The organism is Micromonospora sp. HB375 (genome assembly GCF_017872985.1).
Classification (GTDB): domain Bacteria; phylum Actinomycetota; class Actinomycetes; order Mycobacteriales; family Micromonosporaceae; genus Micromonospora; species Micromonospora chalcea.
This window is the reverse complement of record NZ_JAGGJO010000001.1, coordinates 2,342,020-2,359,026: the sequence shown is the minus strand read 5'-3', so window position 1 is coordinate 2,359,026 and position 17,007 is coordinate 2,342,020. Positions and strand designations below refer to the sequence as shown.

The window sequence follows — 17,007 nt, the reverse complement described above, 5'->3', positions numbered from 1 at the left end:
CCAAGGTGAGGTGACCATGACCAGCAGGGACCGCCCGGGTACGGGCGACGGGCGCGGGCCGGAGTCGGCCGCGCCGTGGGGCAGCACCGGCGGCTTCGACGCCGACCCGCCGTGGGGCGCGGGCGACGACGACCCGATGGACGAGGGCAGCGAGGAGACGGCGGTGCCCGAGGGACGGCTCGGTGAACGCCGGGCGGCCGGGGCCGGACCGGGCGGCCCGAAGACGGGCCGGCACGGGTTCGGGACCATGGAACCGACCCGGACGCCGGAGGCCGGGCCGGGCGCGCCGCCGGACCCGGCCCCGTCGGCGCGGACGTTCCCGGACGACCGCGCGGACGGCGACCTCGGCGACAACGCGCTGGAGGAGGCGACCGGGATGCGTCCGGAGACGCGTCAGTGAGAGCTCAGGAGCCGGTGCCGTCCTCGTCCGGGCTGCCGAGCGCGGACGGCTCGTTGTCCGGCACCGGTGACTCGGCCACCGGGTGCCCGGTGTCGTCGACCAGGCTCGGCGCCATGCTGCCGCCGTGCGCCTCCTCGGCCTCCCGGGTCGCCCGCGGGTCCCGCTCGTCCTCGTCGCGCCGCTTCTCCACCGATCCCCCTTCGCGGTCGTCCACGAACCCGGCGGTACCCGCGAGGAAGCCGGGAAAACCTCAGGCGCGCGCGGCGGCGGGCGCGACGCCGAGCAGGTCGGCCAGGCTCGCGGCGTCGCGCTGGGCCTGGTCGCCGCAGCAGTTGTTCATCAGCACGTGCAGTTCGGCGCACTGGTCGGCCAGCTCGCGCAGCAGCACCGACCAGTGCCGCAGCTCCCGCTCGCCGTAGGCGTAGCGGAACCGCTCCTGCTTGTCGCCGCTCTCCCAGGCCGTGCTGTGCCCGTGGAACCGGATCACGGCCAGATCGGTGGTGGCGACCAGGACCGGCGGCACCGAGGAGACGTGCCCCTGCGGCATGTCCACGCAGGCGTACCCGAGGTCGTGCTCGCGCAGGAACGTCACCGTCTCGGCCATCGCGTCCCCGTCGAACCAGGAGGAGTGCCGCAGCTCGACGGTGACCGGCCAGGGCCGGCAGCGGCGCGCGGCGTCCAGGATCCGCCGCCGGGCCGCGTCGCCGCGGGCCAGCCACGGCGGGAACTGCAACAGCACGGCGCCGAGCCGGTCGGCCGCCGCGAGCGGCGCCAGCGCCGCGTGGAACCGGACCCACAACTCGTCGTACGCCCCGGCGGGCAGGTCGCGCCAGCGGATCCGGTTCGGGCCGCCGGCCGGGCGCAGATCCTTCGGCAGCGCGTCGATCGGGGTGTGGTGGCCGGTGAACAGGCGGAACGCCTTGACGTCGAAGGTGAATCCGTCCGGCGTCGCGGCCGCCCAGCCCGCCGTGGTCTCCGGCGCCGGCACCGCGTAGTACGACGTGTCCACCTCGACCAGTCCGAAGCGCTCGGCGTAGAAACCCAGCCGGCCGGCGGGCGTGTTGACGCCGCGCGGATACCACCCGGAGCGGACCAGCATCTGGTCGGCCCAGGAGGACGTGCCCACCTTGATGACACCCATGTAATTCAGTTCACCGCGACCGCCGGACATCGGCAACCGGAGATGCCGTGCGGGCCGTGACCGGCACCGGGGTGACCGGCCTCACCGGCGTTCCGCCGCGCCGAAGTGTGACGCGGGGCCGGGTGGCGGCGCTGAGGGTCACGAGATGGACGCATCCGGCCTGGACCAGGAAACCGTCGAGCGGCTGCTCGCCGGCCGCCCCGGCGACACGTCGTCCGCTCCGCCGGGGCTGGTGGCTGTACTGGCCGCGGTCCGGACCGCGCCCGGCACGGGCGAACTCGACGGGGAGGCGGCAGCCGTCGCGGGGTTCCGGGAGGCCCGGCGGGCACGCCGTCGCCGCCGCGTCCGCTTCGGCGTCCGGGTGGCCGTGTCCGCGCTCGCCGCGTCCCTCACCGGCGGCGTCGCGCTCGCCGCGACCGGGAACCTGCCGCACGTCGCGCGCCCGGCGGCGACGCCGGTCGACGCCGCGCCGCCCGTGCCGTCGGCCCGCCCCGCCCTGCCGGCCCTCTCACCGGCTACCCGGGCGGCGCAGCAGTCCGCGCCGCCCGGACTCTGCGTCGCGTACCGGGCCCTCGCCGAAGCGGACCGGGGACGCGCTCTGGAGACACCCGCGTTCAGCGACCTCGTCGCCGCGGCCGGGGGCCACGAGCGCGTGCCGGACTACTGCGCCGCGCTGCTGGGCGACGACGACCCGCCGGGGAAGGCCGACGGCGGGCGGGGCGGCGGCAGATCCGCTCATCCGGTCCAGCCGTCGGTCGGGCCGCCGGGGGCGGACGTCCTCCCGCCGGGGCAGGCGAAGCGGCCCGATGGCACCCCGCCCGGGCGGCGTACCGGCTGACGACCGGCTGGTAACTTGTGCCTCCGTGACCCCCCGGCGTCGCCGACCGGCGATCCTTCTCCGCCTCGCAGTGGTGCTCGCCGTGCTGGCCGGCATCGTGCTCACCGCGCTCGGCCCGGCCACGCTGACCGGCCTGCTGCCGTACTTCACCATCCAGAGCAACATGGCTGTCGGCGTCCTCGCCGGCTACGCCGCCTGGTGCGCGCTGCGCGGCCGGCCGGAGCCGCCGAGCGTCCTCAAGGGAGCGGTGACCCTCTACATCACCATCACCGGCACGGTCTACCACCTGGTGCTGGCCAACCCGGCCAGCCCGTTCGCCATGGCGCAGCCGGACCGGCAACCGGGCGAGTGGTGGGGCAACCAGTTCCTGCACACGGTGGTGCCGCTGCTGGCGATCGCCGACTGGGCGCTGTTCGACAGACGTGGCCGGTTGCGCCCGCGCTACGCCGCCTGGTGGCTGGCGTTCCCGCTGGCGTATCTCGGGTTCGCGCTGGTACGCGGACTGGTGGTGGACCGCTACCCGTACCCGTTCCTGGACGCGGGCCAACTCGGGCTACGACGGCGTGACGGTGAGCGCGATCGGGTTCGCCCTCGCGTTCTGGCTGCTGGGACTGCTGTTCGTGGGCGTGGACCGGCTGCTCGCCCGGGCCGGGACGGCGCAGTCCCCGCCGTCCGCGCCCGCGTCGGCCGACCCGCCGACGCCGGTCCGGCCCGCCTCGCGGGAACCCACCGGCTCGGGCTGACGGACGCCGGGCGGGTCAAGCGGCCCGCCGGGCGTCCACGCCCGCCCGCAGCCGCCGGCTCGTGCCGCGCTCCCGGCCGTAGGCGTCGGCCCGTCCCCACCGGCCCGGCACGTCCAGCAGCTCGATCCGCCCGTAACCGGCCGGGACCGCCGGGTTCACCAGCAGGTTGGGGCCGCAGGGGCGCAGCCCCAGCATGGTCGAGAGCAGCATCAGCAGGCCCCCGGCGGCCCACGACTGCGGCCGCCCGGCATCCGGCATCTGCACCGGGTATTTGGTGACCCCGCGGGGGTAGCCGGCGAAGGCCTCCGGGATCGAGCCGCCGAGCGTCTCCGCCGCCGCGAACATGCCGGCGGCGATGTCGCCCGCCTCCGCCTCGTAGCCGTACCGCCGCAGGCCCGCCGCGACTATCGCGTTGTCCCACGGCCAGACCGCGCCGAGATGCGCGCCCACCGGGTTGTACGGCGTCTGCCCCTGGGCGTAGGTGCGGATGCCCCAGCCGGAGTACAGGTCCGGCCCGCGCAGGTGCCCGGCCAGCGAGTCGGCGCGTTCCGGCTCGACGATGCCGCTCCACAGCAGGTGGCCGAGGTGGGAGGTGAGCGCGTCGACGGGCTCGCCGTCCGGGGTGAGGGCCAGCGCGTAGTAGCCCCGGTTCGGCAGCCAGAAGTCCCTGTCGAACCGCTCCCGCAGCCGTGCCGCGTCGGCCTCCAGCCGGTCGGCGTAGCCCGGGTCGCCCCAGAACTCCCGCGCCAGCCGGGCGCCGCGGATCCGCGCGTCGTACGCGTACCCCTGAAGCTCACAGGTGGCGCGCGGGTACGGCGGCACGACGCCGTGCCGGTCGACCACCGAGTCCGGGGAGTTGCGCCAGGTCTGGTTGGCCACTCCGCTCGCCGTGTTGCGCGGGTGGTAACGCAGGTAGCCGTCGCCGCACAGGTCGCCGTAGCGGGTCAGCCAGTCCAGCGCCATCCGGGCCGGATGACGCAGCTCGTGGATCAGGTCGACGTCACCGGTCCAGCGCTCGTACTCGTCGAGCAGGATCACGAACAGCGGCGTGGTGTCGGCCGCGCCGTAGTAGAGCGCGGTGGGCTGCTCGTCGAACGCGGCCGCCTCGCCGTACCGCAGCTCGGCGAGGATCTTGCCGGGCTCCTCCTCGCGCAGGTCGTCGAGCCGGCCGCCCTGCAGCATCGCCAGCATGTGCAGCGTGGCCGGGGTCAGCTCGGGCGTGAACGGGAGCGTCTGGAGGCAGGTGATCAGCGCGTCCCGCCCGTACAGCGTCATCGCCCAGGGCAGCCCGCCGACCGGTACCCGGTCGACGTACGCCAGCGGCGTGTACCGCAGCGCGGCCAGGTCGTTCAGCGCCTGCCGGTAGGCGGCGGTCAGCGCCGGGCGGTCGGAGACCAGTTGCGGGGCCTGGTCGAGCCACCGCCGCAGGTCGTCGCGCATGTCCTGCCGGACCTGCTGCCGGTGGGAGTCGATGCTCGCCCGCAGGTCCCGCCCCCGGGCCCCCTTGATGATCATCTCGACGTGCAGGTCGACGTGCCACGCGCCCTGCGGCTCGACGCGGATCCGGAAGGTCATCCCGCTCCGGTCCACCTGCGCCGGGGCCGAGCTGGAGACGCACGTCCCCCGGGAGAACCGCCCGCGCTCGTACCGGATCCACAACCGCTGCCCGGCCGGATCGGGGACGATCGTCGGCCGGCGCGGGCCGGGACGCAGGATCTCCGACGTGTCGGCGAAGTCGCTGCCCATCTCCAGCCGCACCGTGTACTCGGCGGGCTCGGGTGAGTGGTTGAGCACCGTGATGCTCTCGTGGTACGCCTCGTCGATGAGGCGGTGCCGGATCACCGACACGTCGGCGTCCACATAGTGGCTGGCTGCGCCGGGCACCAGCACGAAACGGGTCTCGAAGTAGGTCAGGTCGTCGCGGGACAACGCGTTCAGCCGCTCGCCGTCGACGGTGAGCACCCAGTGGCTCAGGAACCGGGTGTCGAAGGAGAAGAGACCGATCGGCGCGCTGGGGTCGATCTCCATGTCGCCCTGCGCGTCACTGACCGCAAAGGCGTTTCCGGCGAGGACGTGGACCAGCTCCTGCTTCATCGGGCCACCGCCTGCCCGGCCGCCTCCCGGGGATGCCGGGCGTCCGGGTGCCCGGGGAAGATCCGGCGCAGCACCATCAGCAGCTTGAGGTCGCCCTCGACGGCGATGTCGTTGCGCAGCAGCGCGGCGGCCGGATGCAGGAGGCCCGCCGCCATCCGGTCGAACACCTCCCGGTCCGCGCGGACCACCAGGTCGGCGTCCGCGGAGAGCCGGTCCACCCGGACGTCCTGACGGTCGACGGTCAGGTACCAGTGCTCGGTGCGGCCGTCGTCGTGCAGGTCCAGGCGAATGGTGCCGCAGGTGGTCTCGGGCAGGTCGGGGTTCCGGCCGGCGGCGGCCCGGGTCAGGTGTTCCGCGGCCGAGACGCTCATCGGGCCTCCTCGTCGGTCGTCGCGGCCACCCGCCTGACGGCGCCGCCCGTGCCGCGAGGATCCCCCCGCCCCGGGTGAGGCGAACTCACCCGGTCCGGGTGAGCCGCGGCGGTGACCCGGCAGCGGCCGGACGGGCCCGCTGGGACGGGGCCGGGCGGCGCTCAGCCCAGGATGAGCCCGCGCACGTAGGCGGCTTGGCCGACGTGCTGGAAGTCGTCGTCGAGCACGCTCACCAGCCGCACCCCGAGCGTCACCGGCGGATCCCAGTTCTCGTCCACCACCCGGTCCAGGTCGGCCGGGCGCAGCCCGCGCAGGTAGTCCAGGCTCCGGTCCACCACCGCCCGGTGGTAGTCCAGCAGCACGCCGCCGTTCTCCGGGCGTACCGCGGCGATCTGCTCCGGGCCGTGCCCGAAGCCGGTGTCGGCGCGGTCGGGCCGCAGACCGCACCGCGCCGCCCAGTCGCCGCCGGCCCAGAGCTGTGGCTCGCCCATCACGTCGGCGACGTGGTCGTCCTGGATCCGGGTCAGGTGCCAGACCAGCCAGCCGACCGGGTTCGCCCCGTCGGCCGGCGCCCGCCGCAGCTGGGCCGCGTCGAGCCCGTCGAGCGCCCCGGCGACCAGATCGGGCAACCGCCCGTACGCCTCGATCAGCACATCCGTCGCGTCCACGCGCACCTCACTCCCCTGCCGTCTCGTGCGTCTTCCCGGGCAGTACCGCCCAGCGTGCCCGGCAAACCTCGTCGCGGGACCCGACATCTACTGTGATCGGGTGGTCGCGGCGCTGGAGCTGTATCTCGACACCGACGCCACCCGGCGGATCCGGGTGCTGTGGGACCTGCTCGAGTCCGACGGGGTGCCGAGCCTGCGGTCACTGCTGGCGCAGCGGCACCGCCCGCACGTCTCGCTCGCGGTGGCGCCCCGCCTGGACCCGCACCGCGTCGCCGAGGCACTCGCCGGAACCGTGGTGGCCGCGCCGCTACGGCTGGAGTTCCAGCACGCCGGGCAGTTCGTCGGCCGGGTGCTCTGGCTCGGTCTCGCGCCGACGCCCGAGCTGCTGGCGCACCACGCCGAGGTGCACGACCGGCTGGCCCGGGCCGGCGTCGAGGTGGTGGAGCACTACCGGCCGGGACGCTGGGTGCCGCACTGCACGCTGTCCATGCGGGTGCCGAACCCGCTGATGGGGGCGGCGGTGCGCCGGTGCCTGGAGGTGCTGCCGCTGACCGCGACGGTGGTCGGCGCGGCGGTGGCCGACCACGCCCGAGACATCTCCCACCCCCTCCCCTGACGCACTCTCCCACCAAGATCGACACCATCTCGGCGAGCTGGCCGCATCAGACCACCGTTGATGCAGCCACCTCCCCGAACTGGTGTCGATCATCGGGGTCGACCGCGCGCGGCGGCCAGCACAGCTACGCGGACAACAACCAGACCGCACCAACCAGACCGGAGCGCAGCCCACCTCCGACAACTCCACCGACCTGCCGGATCCACGGAACATGATCCACACCAGCTCGGCGAAGTGGCGGCATCCCGATCCAAGATCGACACCAGGTCGGGGAAGTGGGGGCATCAGACCACCGTTGATGCAGCCACCTCCCCGAACCGGTGTCGATCTTGGGCGGGTCACTGCGGGGTGAGGTCGAGGAGGAACGTCGGGTGGTCCGGCTGTGGGCACGGGTCGCCCCGACGACCGAGCCGCTCGCAGGCGCTGTGGCCGATGCTGCGGGACATGGGCGTCGGCGACTCACCGCCGCAGGTCCACCGACGCGCACCGCACCGTACGCCTGCACGCCGGTACGGCGTTCCGGACCGGCGACGTGACGGGGTGGGCCGTTCCTTTTTCACGGCGGTGCGCCGCCGGGCCGGCGGCCGGGCGGTTCTGCAGGCCGGTACGCGCGTTCCCCGCACAGTGCCCGACATCGGTTCAGGATGCGGGCGCGACAGCGTGGCGGGACCGGGTTTCGCGCCATCTGCGGCTGCCCTGACGATCGCGGCAAAACCGACGCAAGCTGGTAAAAGCGCAGGTCAGAGCCATTCTGGCCACCCGAGGACGTGCGGCTGGAGCGGCAGCGAAACACGTCGAAGGAGAGCCTCATGGCCGCACCCGTCGTCCGTTCCGTCACCCCCGACCAGACCGTCCTGCTGCCCGGGCAGTCGACCACCGTACGGGTCGACGCCTACCACCCCGACTCGCGGCTGCTGACGCTCGCCGGCCGGGTCAGCGACCCCACCGGCGTCACCTGGGACAGCCCGGTCCGGGTGGATCTGAGCGTGCCACTGACCGTCCAGCTCGCCAGCGCGTCGCCGGGGGTGACGGTCACACCCAGCAGCGCCGAACCGGGCCGCTTCACAGTCACCGTGCTGGCCGGCCGGGGCACGGTGACGCTGACCGCGACGGCGCGTGACGGCGCCGGCCGCACCGGCACGGGCACCACCACGCTGACCGTGCCGCTGCTGGTCGGGATGAGCGCCGAGAAGGGCGCGCGGACCCAGCGGGCGGTGGCCGACTACCCGGGCATCCGTTACATGCGCGACTTCGGCACTGACGGTCCGGACGCGGACACGCTGCCGGAGCTGCCCGCGCTCAACGCCGGCAAGTTCGCCGACGCGCCGTCGGCCGTCATGCACGTCAGCTGGAAGGACGACGTCGAGCAGTTGGCGAGCTGGCTCGACGGCGTGAGCCGCCCGATCTACCTGACCTGGTACCACGAGCCGATGGGCGACGTGGCGCCGGCGACGTACCGGGCGACGGCGAGCCGGGTGACCCAGATCGTGGCCGCGCACCGCAACCGGCGGTGGGTGCTCGGGCACGGCCCGATCGTGACCCGCTACTGGCTGGACGAGGGACGCGGCAACCCGACCGACTGGGGTTATCCGGGCATGACCCACTACGGCGTGGACTGCTACTCGCGGGACACGGCCGCGTACTGGCCCGCCTCGCGGATGTTCGGGGTGGCCTTCGGCAAGGTGCGCGCCGCGTACCCGGGCATCCGGCTGCTGGTCCCCGAGTACGGGCTGACCCGCGTCGCCACCGACACCACCGGCGCGGGCCGGGCGCGCACGATCCGGGACCACGTCACCTGGCTGCGCCAGCAGAACGACGTGGACGCGATCGCGTACTGGAACAACTGGGCCGAGTTCGAGCTGGGCGACCCGCCGCCGGAGGCCACGGCCTGGCGCGATCTCCAGGTGGGCCCGGCATAGACTGGGCCGATGAGGCGGAGTCGGTGACCAGCGGGAGCGTGTCGTACCCGGGCTACACCCATGGCTGCCTCGCCTACGACGACCCGGCCGCGCTGCGCGCGCTGACGGTCGAGCAGGTCAGCGCCGGTCTCGCCGCCGGTGAGCAGGTCTGGGTGGTCTGTCCGGAGGATCGTGCCACTGTCACCGGCTGGCTGGCCTCGGTTCCCGGTCTCGACGCCGCGCGCCGGCGGGACGCGCTACGGCTGGTTCCCGTCGGCGAGGCGTACCGGCACGACGAGATCGTCGACCCCAACCGGCAGGTCGGGGCGTACGTGCGGGCCACCACCGAGGCGCTGACCGCCGGGCACACCGGCCTGCGGGTGCTGGCCGAGGCGACGAGCTTGGTCCGCACCCCGGCCCAGCGGGACGCCTTCGCCCGTTACGAGCACCGCATCGACCACTGGATGCGGCACCGGCCGATGTCGGCGATCTGCGCCTACGACCGCCGGCAGCTCGGCGACGCGGCAATCGCCGAGCTGGCCTGCCTGCACCCGGTGACGAACGCGGACGTGCTGTTCCGGCTGCACGCCGGCGACGGCGACTCGGTGGTGGCGCTGGCCGGCGAGCTGGACCCGACCAACCACCGGGACTTCGCCGCCGCGCTGGAGCGGGCCGACCCGCGGCCGGTGGCGGGCCGGGTCGTGTTCGACGCCGCCGAGCTGCGTTTCGTGGATCACCGCAGCCTGCTGCACCTGCGTGACCACGCCCGCCGCCACGACGCCGTCGCGGTGCTGCGCACCCCGCACCGGACCCCGGCCCGGCTGGTCGAGCTGCTCGGCCTGACCGGGGTACGGGTGGAGGTGCTCGGATGAGGAGCGGCGCGGCCTCCGGTCACGTGGGCTACTTCCACGAGGCGTTCGTCTACGACTCCGACGAGGAGCTGCTGGCGGTGGCGCTGCCGTTCCTGCTGGACGGGGTCGCGGCCGGCGAGCCGACGGCGGTGAATCTGGACGAGCGCAACGCGGAGCTGGTGCGCCGGGCGCTGCCCACCGGCGCCGAGGTCACGTTCCTGCCGGTCGGGGACCTCTACGCCCGGCCCAGCGTCGCGCTGCGCTCCTACCGGGAACTGCTCGCGTCTTACGTGGCGGCGGGCGCGGCGCAGATCCGGATGGTCGGCCAGCTGCCGCCGGTGCTGCTCGGCTCGACCTGGGACTGGTGGGCCCGCTACGAGTCGGCCATCAACCACGTCTACGACGACTTCCCGCTCTGGGGCATCTGCGCCTACGACCGCCGCAGCACCCCGTCGCACGTGCTGGCGGACGTGGCGCGTACCCACCCCCGGGTGGCGCGGCCGGACGGCGGGCACGAGACGGCCGATCTCTACACCGACCCGATGAGCTACCTGACCGAGCCCCGCCCGGTGCCGCTGGACCCGGTGCAGCGGACGACGCCGCTGGTCGAGCTGATCGACCCGACGCCGGCCCGGGCCCGGGCGGAGGTGCGCGCCGCCGACGACGGCCTGCTCGCGCCGGACAGCGCCGACGGGCTGGTCATCGCGGTGAGCGAGGTGGTGAGCAACGCGCTGCGGCACGGCGAGCCGCCGGTGCGGATGCGGCTGTGGCGCGCGCCCGACCGGATCGTGGTCACCGTCCACGACCGGGGCCCCGGGCCGAAGGATCCGTACGCCGGACTGTTGCCGGCCGGCGACGGCTCCGACGGCGGGTTGGGTCTCTGGATCAGCCACCAGAGTTGCGACCACGTGACGCACCACCGCGACGCGGGCGGCTTCACCATCCGTCTGACGGCGGGGAACCCGCACTTCCCGGTCTGACCGCGACGCCGGTCGGCCGGGCAGGGGCGGGGCGGGGCGAGACGCGCGCGCGGACGCGGTACCGTAGCGCCTCATCGTGCCCTGCGGGGCGGTCATCCGCCGGCCTGGCGCTGGCGAACCGACGGAGGATGGCGCATGTCCAACGGCGACGATCCGTTCGCACCCCACGACGACGTGTCCGCGCGCCCGCGCTTCGATCCGGCGCTGCGCGGCTACGACAAACGTCAGGTGGACCGGTACGTCGAGCAGGTCGACGCCGAGGTCAGCGCGCTCACCGCCGCGCGGGACCGGGCGTACGCGCAGGTGCGTGACCTGACCGCGCAGGCGCAGCGGGCGCAGGCCGAGGCGGCCGAGTTGCGCGAGCGTCCGGCGGCGGCGGTGGACCGGGCGTCCTTCCGGGACCTCGGCCCGATGGTCGACCAGATCCTGGACCTGGCCGAGAAGCAGGCCGGGCAGATCACCGACGTGGCCACCCGGCGCGCGGAGGAGTTCCAGGCGCAGGCGGAGAAGCTGCTGGCCGCGGCGCAGGAGCAGGCCGCTCGGGAGCGGCGCGAGCTGGACGAGGAACTGTCCGCGCGCCGGGCCGAGCAGGAGCGGGTGGACGAGGAGCGGCTGGCCGCGGCGCAGGCGGAGCTGGCCGCCGTGCGGGAGCTGGCGGAGAAGCTGCGCGTCGAGGGGCAGGCCGCGCACGACCGGGCCCAGCAGGAGGCGAAGCGGATCACCGAGCAGAGCGCGCAGCAGGTCGAGCAGGCGCGTTCGGCGTCCGAGGCGCTGGTGAAGGCCGCGCGGACGCAGATTCAGCAGGAGGTCCAGGCCAACCGCAGCAAGGCCCAGCAGGAGCTGGCCCAGTGGCAGGCCACGATGGCCAAGGAGCTGGACGAGCGGCGGGCCGCCGCCGAGCAGGAGCTGGCCGACCGGGCCGCCGCCGCGGAGAAGGACATCGCCGCGCTGGTCGCCGAGGCGCAGCAGTACGCCACGGAGGTCCGGGAGCGGGCCGACGAGGAGACGACGGCGCACCAGGAGCAGCTCGTCGGCGTGCAGCGGGAGATCCAGCAGCGGCAGGAGACGCTGACCGGGCTCAAGGCGGAGCTGGAGACGGTCTCCCGGAAGCTGGAGGAGACCCGCCGGGAGATCGGCACGATCGAGCGCAGCGGCGCGGAGCTGGAGGAGCGGCTGGTCGGCGTACGCCGGGAGCTGGCCGCCGAGAGCAGGCGGCTCGACGAGGCGCGGCGCGCGGCGGACCTGGCCGAGCAGCACGCCAAGGAGACCCGGGCCCGGGTGCAGCGGGAGGCCAAGCGGGTCGCCGACCTCGCCGCGGCGGCGGTCATGGCGGCGGCTGCGGGCGGCGGGGAGACCGCCGAGTACCCGCAGGTGTCGGCGCGTCCGGCGGTCACCGTCGCGCCCGACGCGGCGCCGCGGACCGGGGACGGGCGGACCGAGCCGGACGCGGCCGAGCCGGAGCAGCCCGTCGTGGAGCCGTTCGTCGAGCGGCTGGACGGGCCGAGCTTCGACGCGTTCGCGGTCCGCACGCCGGCTCCGCGCGGCGCGCCCGAGGTGGAGACCACGGGTACGGACAACGGCGTGCCGGCTACCGCCTGAGCGATCGGCGCCACCGGTCCGGGCCGGGCCGGTGGCGCCGCATCTTGCCCATCGACCTTGCTCTATGCAAATATTTGGATCGATCTGCTGGTGCATCTCGATCTTTATTCGGGGGTTGACGGGTATGCGGAAGATCTCCTCCATCGGCGCCGCCGTCGTCCTGACCGTCGCCACGGCGGGCGCCGTGGTGACCGGTACGGCCGGACCGGCGAGCGCCGGGTGCAGCCACTCGCACTCCAACGTCGACAGCAAGTTCGGCCAGCTGTTCAACGCGACGAACGTCAACATCCGCACCGGCCCGCACACCACCTGCGCCTCGCTCGGGTACGGGCAGCTCAACCACAACGTCGACTTCCACTGCTTCGCCAGCGGCGACCGGGTCACCGCCAACGGCAAGACCACCTACACGTGGACGTACCTGCGGGACGTCACCACAGGTGTCTCCGGCTGGGTCGCCGACGCGCTGCTGGACAACCTCGGCGGCAACGTCGCCTGCTGAAGACGGGCAGGTCGAGCCGTACGTCACCCACCGGATCCCGGTCGGTGACGGCCACGTCCTGTACGTGGAGGAGGTGGGCCGGCCGGACGGCGTACCCGTGGTGTTCCTGCACGGCGGGCCCGGCGGCGGGCTGGTGCCGGCCGCGCGCCGGTTCTTCGATCCGGAGCGCTACCGGGCCGTGCTGTTCGACCAGCGGGGGGCCGGCCGCAGCACCCCGCACGGCGAGGTGCGCGCCAACACCACCTGGCATCTGGTGGACGACCTGGAGACGATCCGGCGGCGGCTGGGCATCGGCTCGTGGCTGGTGTTCGGCGGGTCGTGGGGCACCACGCTCGGCCTGGCGTACGCGCAGGCGCACCCGCAGCGGGTCACCGGCCTGGTCCTGCGCGGCGTGCTGCTCCTGCGCCGCGCCGAGCGGGACTGGTTCTACCAGGGCGGACTGCGGCATCTCCAGCCCGAGGAGTGGGAACGGTTCGTCGCCCCGGTCCCGCCGGGCGAGCGCGACGACGTGCTGGCCGCGTACCACAGGCGGCTGCACGGCCCGGACGAGGCGCAGGCCCGGGTCTGGGCGCGGGCCTGGGGACGCTGGGAGGCGGTCAACTCGTCGCTGTGCCCCGACCCGGAGCTGCTCGCCCACTTCACCGCCGACGAGCACGCGCTGCCGGTGGCCCGGATCCTGTCGCACTACGCCGTGCACGGCGGCTTCCTCACCGAGGGCCAGCTGCTCGACGGCGTGGACCGGATCCGCCACCTGCCCGCGGTGATCGTCAACGGCCGGTACGACCTGTGCTGCCCGCCGGTGTCCGCGTACGACCTGGCCCGCCGGTGGCCGGAGGCGACGTTGCGGATCGTGCCCGGTGCCGGGCACTCCGCGGCCGAGCCGGCGATCGCCCGCGAGGTGCTGCGCGCGCTCGACGAGGTGACCGCGAGGGTCGAGAGCCCGGCCGGCGAGCCTGGTCATCCGGAAGCGCCGCTGGCAGGATCGGCCGGGTGACGGGTGGGCTGTACGCGGTCAGCGACCTCCATGTGTCGTACGCGGAGAACCGCGCGGTGGTGGACGGCCTGCGACCGGAGACGGCGGACGACTGGCTGATCGTGGCCGGCGACGTGGGCGAGGTCTTCGCCGACATCGAGCGGACGCTGCGGCTGCTGCGCGACCGGTTCGCGACAGTGGTGTGGGCGCCGGGCAACCACGAGCTGTGGACCCACCCCAACGACCCGGTGACGTTGCGCGGGGTGGCCCGCTACGACGCCCTCGTCGCGATGTGCCGCGAGCTGGGCGTGCTGACCCCGGAGGACGAGTACGCGGTGTGGCGGGGCGACGGCGGCCCGGTCACCGTGGCGCCGCTGTTCGTGCTCTACGACTACTCGTTCCGCGCGCCCGGCACCACCACCAAGGAGGAGTCGCTGCGCGGGGCGTACGACGCCGGTGTGGTGTGCACCGACGAGATGCTGCTGCACCCCGACCCGTACCCGGATCGGGAGTCCTGGTGCGCGGCGCGGCTGGAGCAGACGCGGCGGCGGCTGGAGGCCACCGACCCGGCGCTGCCGACGGTGCTGGTCAGCCACTGGCCGCTGGTGCGCCAGCCCACCGAGGTGCTCTGGTTCCCGGAGTTCGCGCAGTGGTGCGGCACCGACCGGACGGCCGACTGGCACGTCCGGCACCGCGCCGCCGTCGCCGTCTACGGCCACCTGCACATCCCGCGCACCACCCACTACGACGGGGTGCGGTTCGAGGAGGTGTCGCTGGGCTACCCGCGCGAGTGGCGGCGTCGCGGCGACGAGCCGGCGCCGATGAAGCGGATCCTCTGACGTCCTGGACGGCCGCTGGCTGCTCACCGGTGGGCTGCTGCTCACCGGCGTGACGGTGCCACGCCGGTCCTGACCAGTGATTCCGCGATTGTTCCGGTTTGCCCGCCCTCAGCTGGGGTACGGCCGAAGGGGCCTGGACATTTAGCTGTAGGAGGACAGGTCCTGATGGAATCCAGCAAGCCCGCCCAGATCGTCAAGGGTGTCGTCGAAGCCGCCGTCGAGAAGGTCGGCGACGCGCTGACTCCGGACGTGCCGGGCGCTCCCGGCAGCGCGCCACCACCGCTGGAGGAGCCGACCACGCCGCACGGGCCGCTGCCGCCCAAGGCCGAGCAGGGCGCGCCGGACACCCGGACCCCGACCGGCGCCGAGACCGGCGTACCGAAGATCGCCGAGGGGCAGCAGGGCGCGTACCTCACCACCGCCAACGGCGCCCGGCTGCGCGACACCGACCACTCGCTCAAGGCCGGTCCGCGCGGCCCGGTCCTGCTCCAGGACCACCACCTGCGGGAGAAGATCACCCACTTCGACCACGAGCGGATCCCGGAGCGGGTGGTGCACGCCCGGGGCGCGGGCGCGCACGGCACGTTCGTCGCCAACGGCGCCGCCGAGAAGGTCACCCGCGCCGGTTTCCTCAAGCAGGGGCGCGAGACGCCGGTGTTCGTCCGCTTCTCCACCGTGCTGGGCTCGCGCGGGTCGGCCGACACGGTCCGCGACACCCGCGGCTTCGCCACCAAGTTCTACACCGACGAGGGCACGTTCGACCTGGTCGGCAACAACATGCCGGTGTTCTTCATCCAGGACGCGATCAAGTTCCCGGACGTCATCCACGCCGGCAAGCCGCACCCGGACCGGGAGATCCCGCAGGCGCAGAGCGCGCACGACACGTTCTGGGACTTCGTCTCGCTGCACACCGAGGCCCAGCACCACACCATCTGGAACATGTCCGACCGGGGCATCCCGCGGTCCTACCGGACCATGGAGGGCTTCGGCGTGCACACGTTCCGCCTGGTCGACGAGGCCGGCGCGACCGTGCTGGCCAAGTTCCACTGGAAGCCGAAGCTCGGCGTGCACTCCCTCACCTGGGAAGAGGCCCAGATGATCAGCGGCATGGACCCGGACTTCCACCGCCGCGACCTGTACGACGCCATCGAGGCCGGCGCGTTCCCCGAGTGGGAGCTGGGCATCCAGGTCTTCCCGGACACCCCGGAGGAGACGTTCGCCGGGATCGACCTGCTCGACCCGACGAAGATCGTGCCGGAGGAGCTGGCGCCGGTGCAGGCGATCGGCACCCTCACCCTCAACAAGACGCCGCGCAACTTCTTCGCCGAGACCGAGCAGGTGGCGTTCCACGTCGGACACCTGCCGCCGGGCATCGACGTCACGAACGACCCGCTGATGCAGGGCCGCCTCTTCTCGTACGTGGACACGCAGCTCACCCGCCTGGGCGGGCCGAACTTCACCCAGATCCCGATCAACCGGCCGCACGCCGACGTCAACGACATGCTGCGGGACGGCTTCCACCAGCACGCGGTGCACGCGGGCGTGGCGCCGTACCGGCCGAACTCGCTCGACGGCGGCAACCCGTTCCCGGCCGGCGACCGGGAGCACGCGTTCGTGGACACGCCGGTGACGGTGGCCGAGGCGCCGAAGGTGCGGGCCGCGCCGGCTTCCTTCGACGACCACTACAGCCAGGTACGCCTGTTCTGGCAGAGCATGTCGCCGGTGGAGAAGGAGCACATCATCCGAGCGTACACGTTCGAGCTGGGCAAGTGCTACCACCAGGCGATCAAGGAGCGGCAGCTCCAGTGCCTGGCCAACGTCGACCCGGTGCTGTGCGAGCAGGTCGCGACCGGTCTGGGCCTGCCGGTGCCGCAGCCCACCGTGCCGCTCGCCGAGGTGCAGCCCAGCCCGGCGCTGTCCCAGGTGGGCCGGGAGTGGCCGGCCGACGGCCGGATGGTCGGCATCGTGGTCGACGCCCAGGCCGACCTGGGCGACGTGCACGAGGTACGCCGGGAGGTGTTCGCCGCCGGCATGGTGCCGCTGCTGATCGCCGCGCACGGCGGCACCGTCGACGGGCTGCCGGTGCAGCGCACGTTCGCCACCGGCCGCTCGGTCGAGTTCGACGCGGTGCTGCTGGCCGGCGCACCGGCCCCGGCGCCGGACGCGCTGCCGGCCCGCGACGCCAAGGCCGGCGCGGCGGGCTCGGCCACCGTCGACCCGCGGGTGCTGCTGCTGGTCGAGGAGGCGTGGCGGCACGCGAAGGTGATCGGCGCCTGGGGCGCGGGCGCCGAGGTGCTGAACCAGGCCGGTGTCACCGGCACGCCGGGCGTGGTCACCGGTGGCTCCGGCGCCGAGGTGCTCGCCGAGGCGCAGCGGCTGATGGCGGCCCACCGGGTCTGGGAGAGGTTCCCGGCCTCGGTCGCCTGACCTCGAAGTCGCGCGTGGGGCGGTCCCGGACGGGGCCGCCCCACACTGTGCGTACGGCCCGCCCGGCGGG

17 protein-coding genes and 1 pseudogene are annotated in these 17,007 nt (G+C 74.0%); 13 read left to right on the top strand and 5 right to left on the bottom strand.

Going from position 1 to position 17,007, the window contains the following annotated elements; genetic code table 11:
- The first annotated feature begins 16 nt into the window (after positions 1-16).
- Positions 17-400 (top strand): hypothetical protein, encoded by a 384-nt coding sequence (locus tag J3R08_RS11020; RefSeq protein WP_209961034.1) that lies wholly within the window; start codon positions 17-19, stop codon positions 398-400.
- Between the two features lie 4 nt (positions 401-404).
- Here J3R08_RS11020 and J3R08_RS11015 read toward each other — a convergent pair whose 3' ends face one another.
- Both J3R08_RS11015 and J3R08_RS11010 read right to left on the bottom strand, forming a co-directional pair.
- Positions 405-614, bottom strand: coding sequence for a GTPase activator (locus tag J3R08_RS11015; protein ID WP_069089963.1), 210 nt, complete (start codon positions 612-614; stop codon positions 405-407).
- A 36-nt stretch (positions 615-650) separates the two neighbouring features.
- Complete coding sequence (locus J3R08_RS11010) at positions 651-1,541, bottom strand: DUF72 domain-containing protein (protein ID WP_113973228.1); 891 nt, start codon at positions 1,539-1,541, stop codon at positions 651-653.
- A gap of 145 nt (positions 1,542-1,686) precedes the next feature.
- On the opposite strand from J3R08_RS11010, the gene J3R08_RS11005 reads away from it, so the two are divergent.
- The 3 genes and pseudogenes from J3R08_RS11005 to J3R08_RS32010 all read left to right on the top strand — a co-directional run bounded on the left by J3R08_RS11005 (position 1,687) and on the right by J3R08_RS32010 (position 3,122).
- Positions 1,687-2,379, top strand: a complete 693-nt coding sequence (locus tag J3R08_RS11005) for a hypothetical protein (RefSeq protein WP_209961032.1) — start codon at positions 1,687-1,689, stop codon at positions 2,377-2,379.
- Positions 2,348-2,878 (top strand): annotated as a pseudogene (locus J3R08_RS32695) (Pr6Pr family membrane protein); the annotation flags it as partial. The gene J3R08_RS11005 and the pseudogene J3R08_RS32695, both read left to right, overlap by 32 nt.
- 70 nt (positions 2,879-2,948) lie before the next feature.
- The gene (locus J3R08_RS32010) at positions 2,949-3,122 is read left to right on the top strand and encodes a hypothetical protein (protein ID WP_245255793.1); all 174 of its coding nucleotides are present in this window, start codon (positions 2,949-2,951) and stop codon (positions 3,120-3,122) included.
- A gap of 15 nt (positions 3,123-3,137) precedes the next feature.
- Here J3R08_RS32010 and J3R08_RS10995 read toward each other — a convergent pair whose 3' ends face one another.
- From J3R08_RS10995 to J3R08_RS10985, 3 genes are all read right to left on the bottom strand, one after another.
- Positions 3,138-5,216 carry a glycogen debranching N-terminal domain-containing protein gene (locus J3R08_RS10995; protein ID WP_209961031.1) on the bottom strand — a complete coding sequence of 693 codons (2,079 nt, stop codon included), beginning with the start codon at positions 5,214-5,216 and terminating at the stop codon, positions 3,138-3,140.
- Positions 5,213-5,587 (bottom strand): SCP2 sterol-binding domain-containing protein, encoded by a 375-nt coding sequence (locus J3R08_RS10990; RefSeq protein WP_064447459.1) that lies wholly within the window; start codon positions 5,585-5,587, stop codon positions 5,213-5,215. Before J3R08_RS10990 ends, J3R08_RS10995 begins: the two co-directional genes overlap by 4 nt.
- Before the next feature lie 161 nt (positions 5,588-5,748).
- Entirely contained in the window at positions 5,749-6,255 is a 507-nt protein-coding gene (locus tag J3R08_RS10985) for a DinB family protein (RefSeq protein ID WP_043330388.1), read from the bottom strand.
- A 100-nt stretch (positions 6,256-6,355) separates the two neighbouring features.
- Between J3R08_RS10985 and J3R08_RS10980 the strand changes: the two genes are divergently transcribed.
- From J3R08_RS10980 to J3R08_RS10940, 9 genes are all read left to right on the top strand, one after another.
- A complete protein-coding gene (locus J3R08_RS10980; protein WP_043325134.1) occupies positions 6,356-6,871 on the top strand; it encodes a 2'-5' RNA ligase family protein in 516 nt (171 codons plus the stop codon).
- A gap of 809 nt (positions 6,872-7,680) precedes the next feature.
- A complete protein-coding gene (locus J3R08_RS10975; protein WP_043330389.1) occupies positions 7,681-8,790 on the top strand; it encodes a hypothetical protein in 1,110 nt (369 codons plus the stop codon).
- A 23-nt stretch (positions 8,791-8,813) separates the two neighbouring features.
- Complete coding sequence (locus tag J3R08_RS10970; protein WP_043325135.1) at positions 8,814-9,641, top strand: MEDS domain-containing protein; 828 nt, start codon at positions 8,814-8,816, stop codon at positions 9,639-9,641.
- Positions 9,638-10,600, top strand: a complete 963-nt coding sequence (locus tag J3R08_RS10965; RefSeq protein ID WP_043325136.1) for an anti-sigma factor RsbA family regulatory protein — start codon at positions 9,638-9,640, stop codon at positions 10,598-10,600. Before J3R08_RS10970 ends, J3R08_RS10965 begins: the two co-directional genes overlap by 4 nt.
- A 135-nt stretch (positions 10,601-10,735) precedes the next feature.
- Positions 10,736-12,199 (top strand): hypothetical protein, encoded by a 1,464-nt coding sequence (locus tag J3R08_RS10960; RefSeq protein ID WP_209961029.1) that lies wholly within the window; start codon positions 10,736-10,738, stop codon positions 12,197-12,199.
- Between the two features lie 124 nt (positions 12,200-12,323).
- Entirely contained in the window at positions 12,324-12,698 is a 375-nt protein-coding gene (locus J3R08_RS10955) for a hypothetical protein (protein WP_104115104.1), read from the top strand.
- 64 nt (positions 12,699-12,762) lie between these two features.
- Entirely contained in the window at positions 12,763-13,692 is a 930-nt protein-coding gene (pip, locus tag J3R08_RS10950) for a prolyl aminopeptidase (RefSeq protein ID WP_374102379.1), read from the top strand.
- Complete coding sequence (locus J3R08_RS10945) at positions 13,689-14,510, top strand: metallophosphoesterase (protein ID WP_209961027.1); 822 nt, start codon at positions 13,689-13,691, stop codon at positions 14,508-14,510. The genes pip and J3R08_RS10945 overlap by 4 nt, the downstream gene beginning before the upstream one ends.
- Positions 14,511-14,675: 165 nt before the next feature.
- Positions 14,676-16,937: a catalase gene (locus tag J3R08_RS10940; protein ID WP_209961025.1), complete on the top strand. Its 2,262-nt coding sequence runs from the start codon at positions 14,676-14,678 to the stop codon at positions 16,935-16,937.
- Positions 16,938-17,007 lie beyond the last annotated feature (70 nt).

What these genes read in the sequence shown, in the direction of transcription:
- J3R08_RS11020 (WP_209961034.1), top strand. Translation starts at nt 17, where the DNA reads ATGACCAGCAGGGACCGCCCGGGTACGGGCGACGGGCGCGGGCCGGAG.
- J3R08_RS11010 (WP_113973228.1), bottom strand. Translation starts at nt 1,541, where the DNA reads ATGGGTGTCATCAAGGTGGGCACGTCCTCCTGGGCCGACCAGATGCTG.
- J3R08_RS11005 (WP_209961032.1), top strand. Translation starts at nt 1,687, where the DNA reads ATGGACGCATCCGGCCTGGACCAGGAAACCGTCGAGCGGCTGCTCGCC.
- J3R08_RS10995 (WP_209961031.1), bottom strand. Translation starts at nt 5,216, where the DNA reads ATGAAGCAGGAGCTGGTCCACGTCCTCGCCGGAAACGCCTTTGCGGTC.
- J3R08_RS10990 (WP_064447459.1), bottom strand. Translation starts at nt 5,587, where the DNA reads ATGAGCGTCTCGGCCGCGGAACACCTGACCCGGGCCGCCGCCGGCCGG.
- J3R08_RS10975 (WP_043330389.1), top strand. Translation starts at nt 7,681, where the DNA reads ATGGCCGCACCCGTCGTCCGTTCCGTCACCCCCGACCAGACCGTCCTG.
- J3R08_RS10965 (WP_043325136.1), top strand. Translation starts at nt 9,638, where the DNA reads ATGAGGAGCGGCGCGGCCTCCGGTCACGTGGGCTACTTCCACGAGGCG.
- J3R08_RS10960 (WP_209961029.1), top strand. Translation starts at nt 10,736, where the DNA reads ATGTCCAACGGCGACGATCCGTTCGCACCCCACGACGACGTGTCCGCG.
- J3R08_RS10955 (WP_104115104.1), top strand. Translation starts at nt 12,324, where the DNA reads ATGCGGAAGATCTCCTCCATCGGCGCCGCCGTCGTCCTGACCGTCGCC.
- J3R08_RS10940 (WP_209961025.1), top strand. Translation starts at nt 14,676, where the DNA reads ATGGAATCCAGCAAGCCCGCCCAGATCGTCAAGGGTGTCGTCGAAGCC.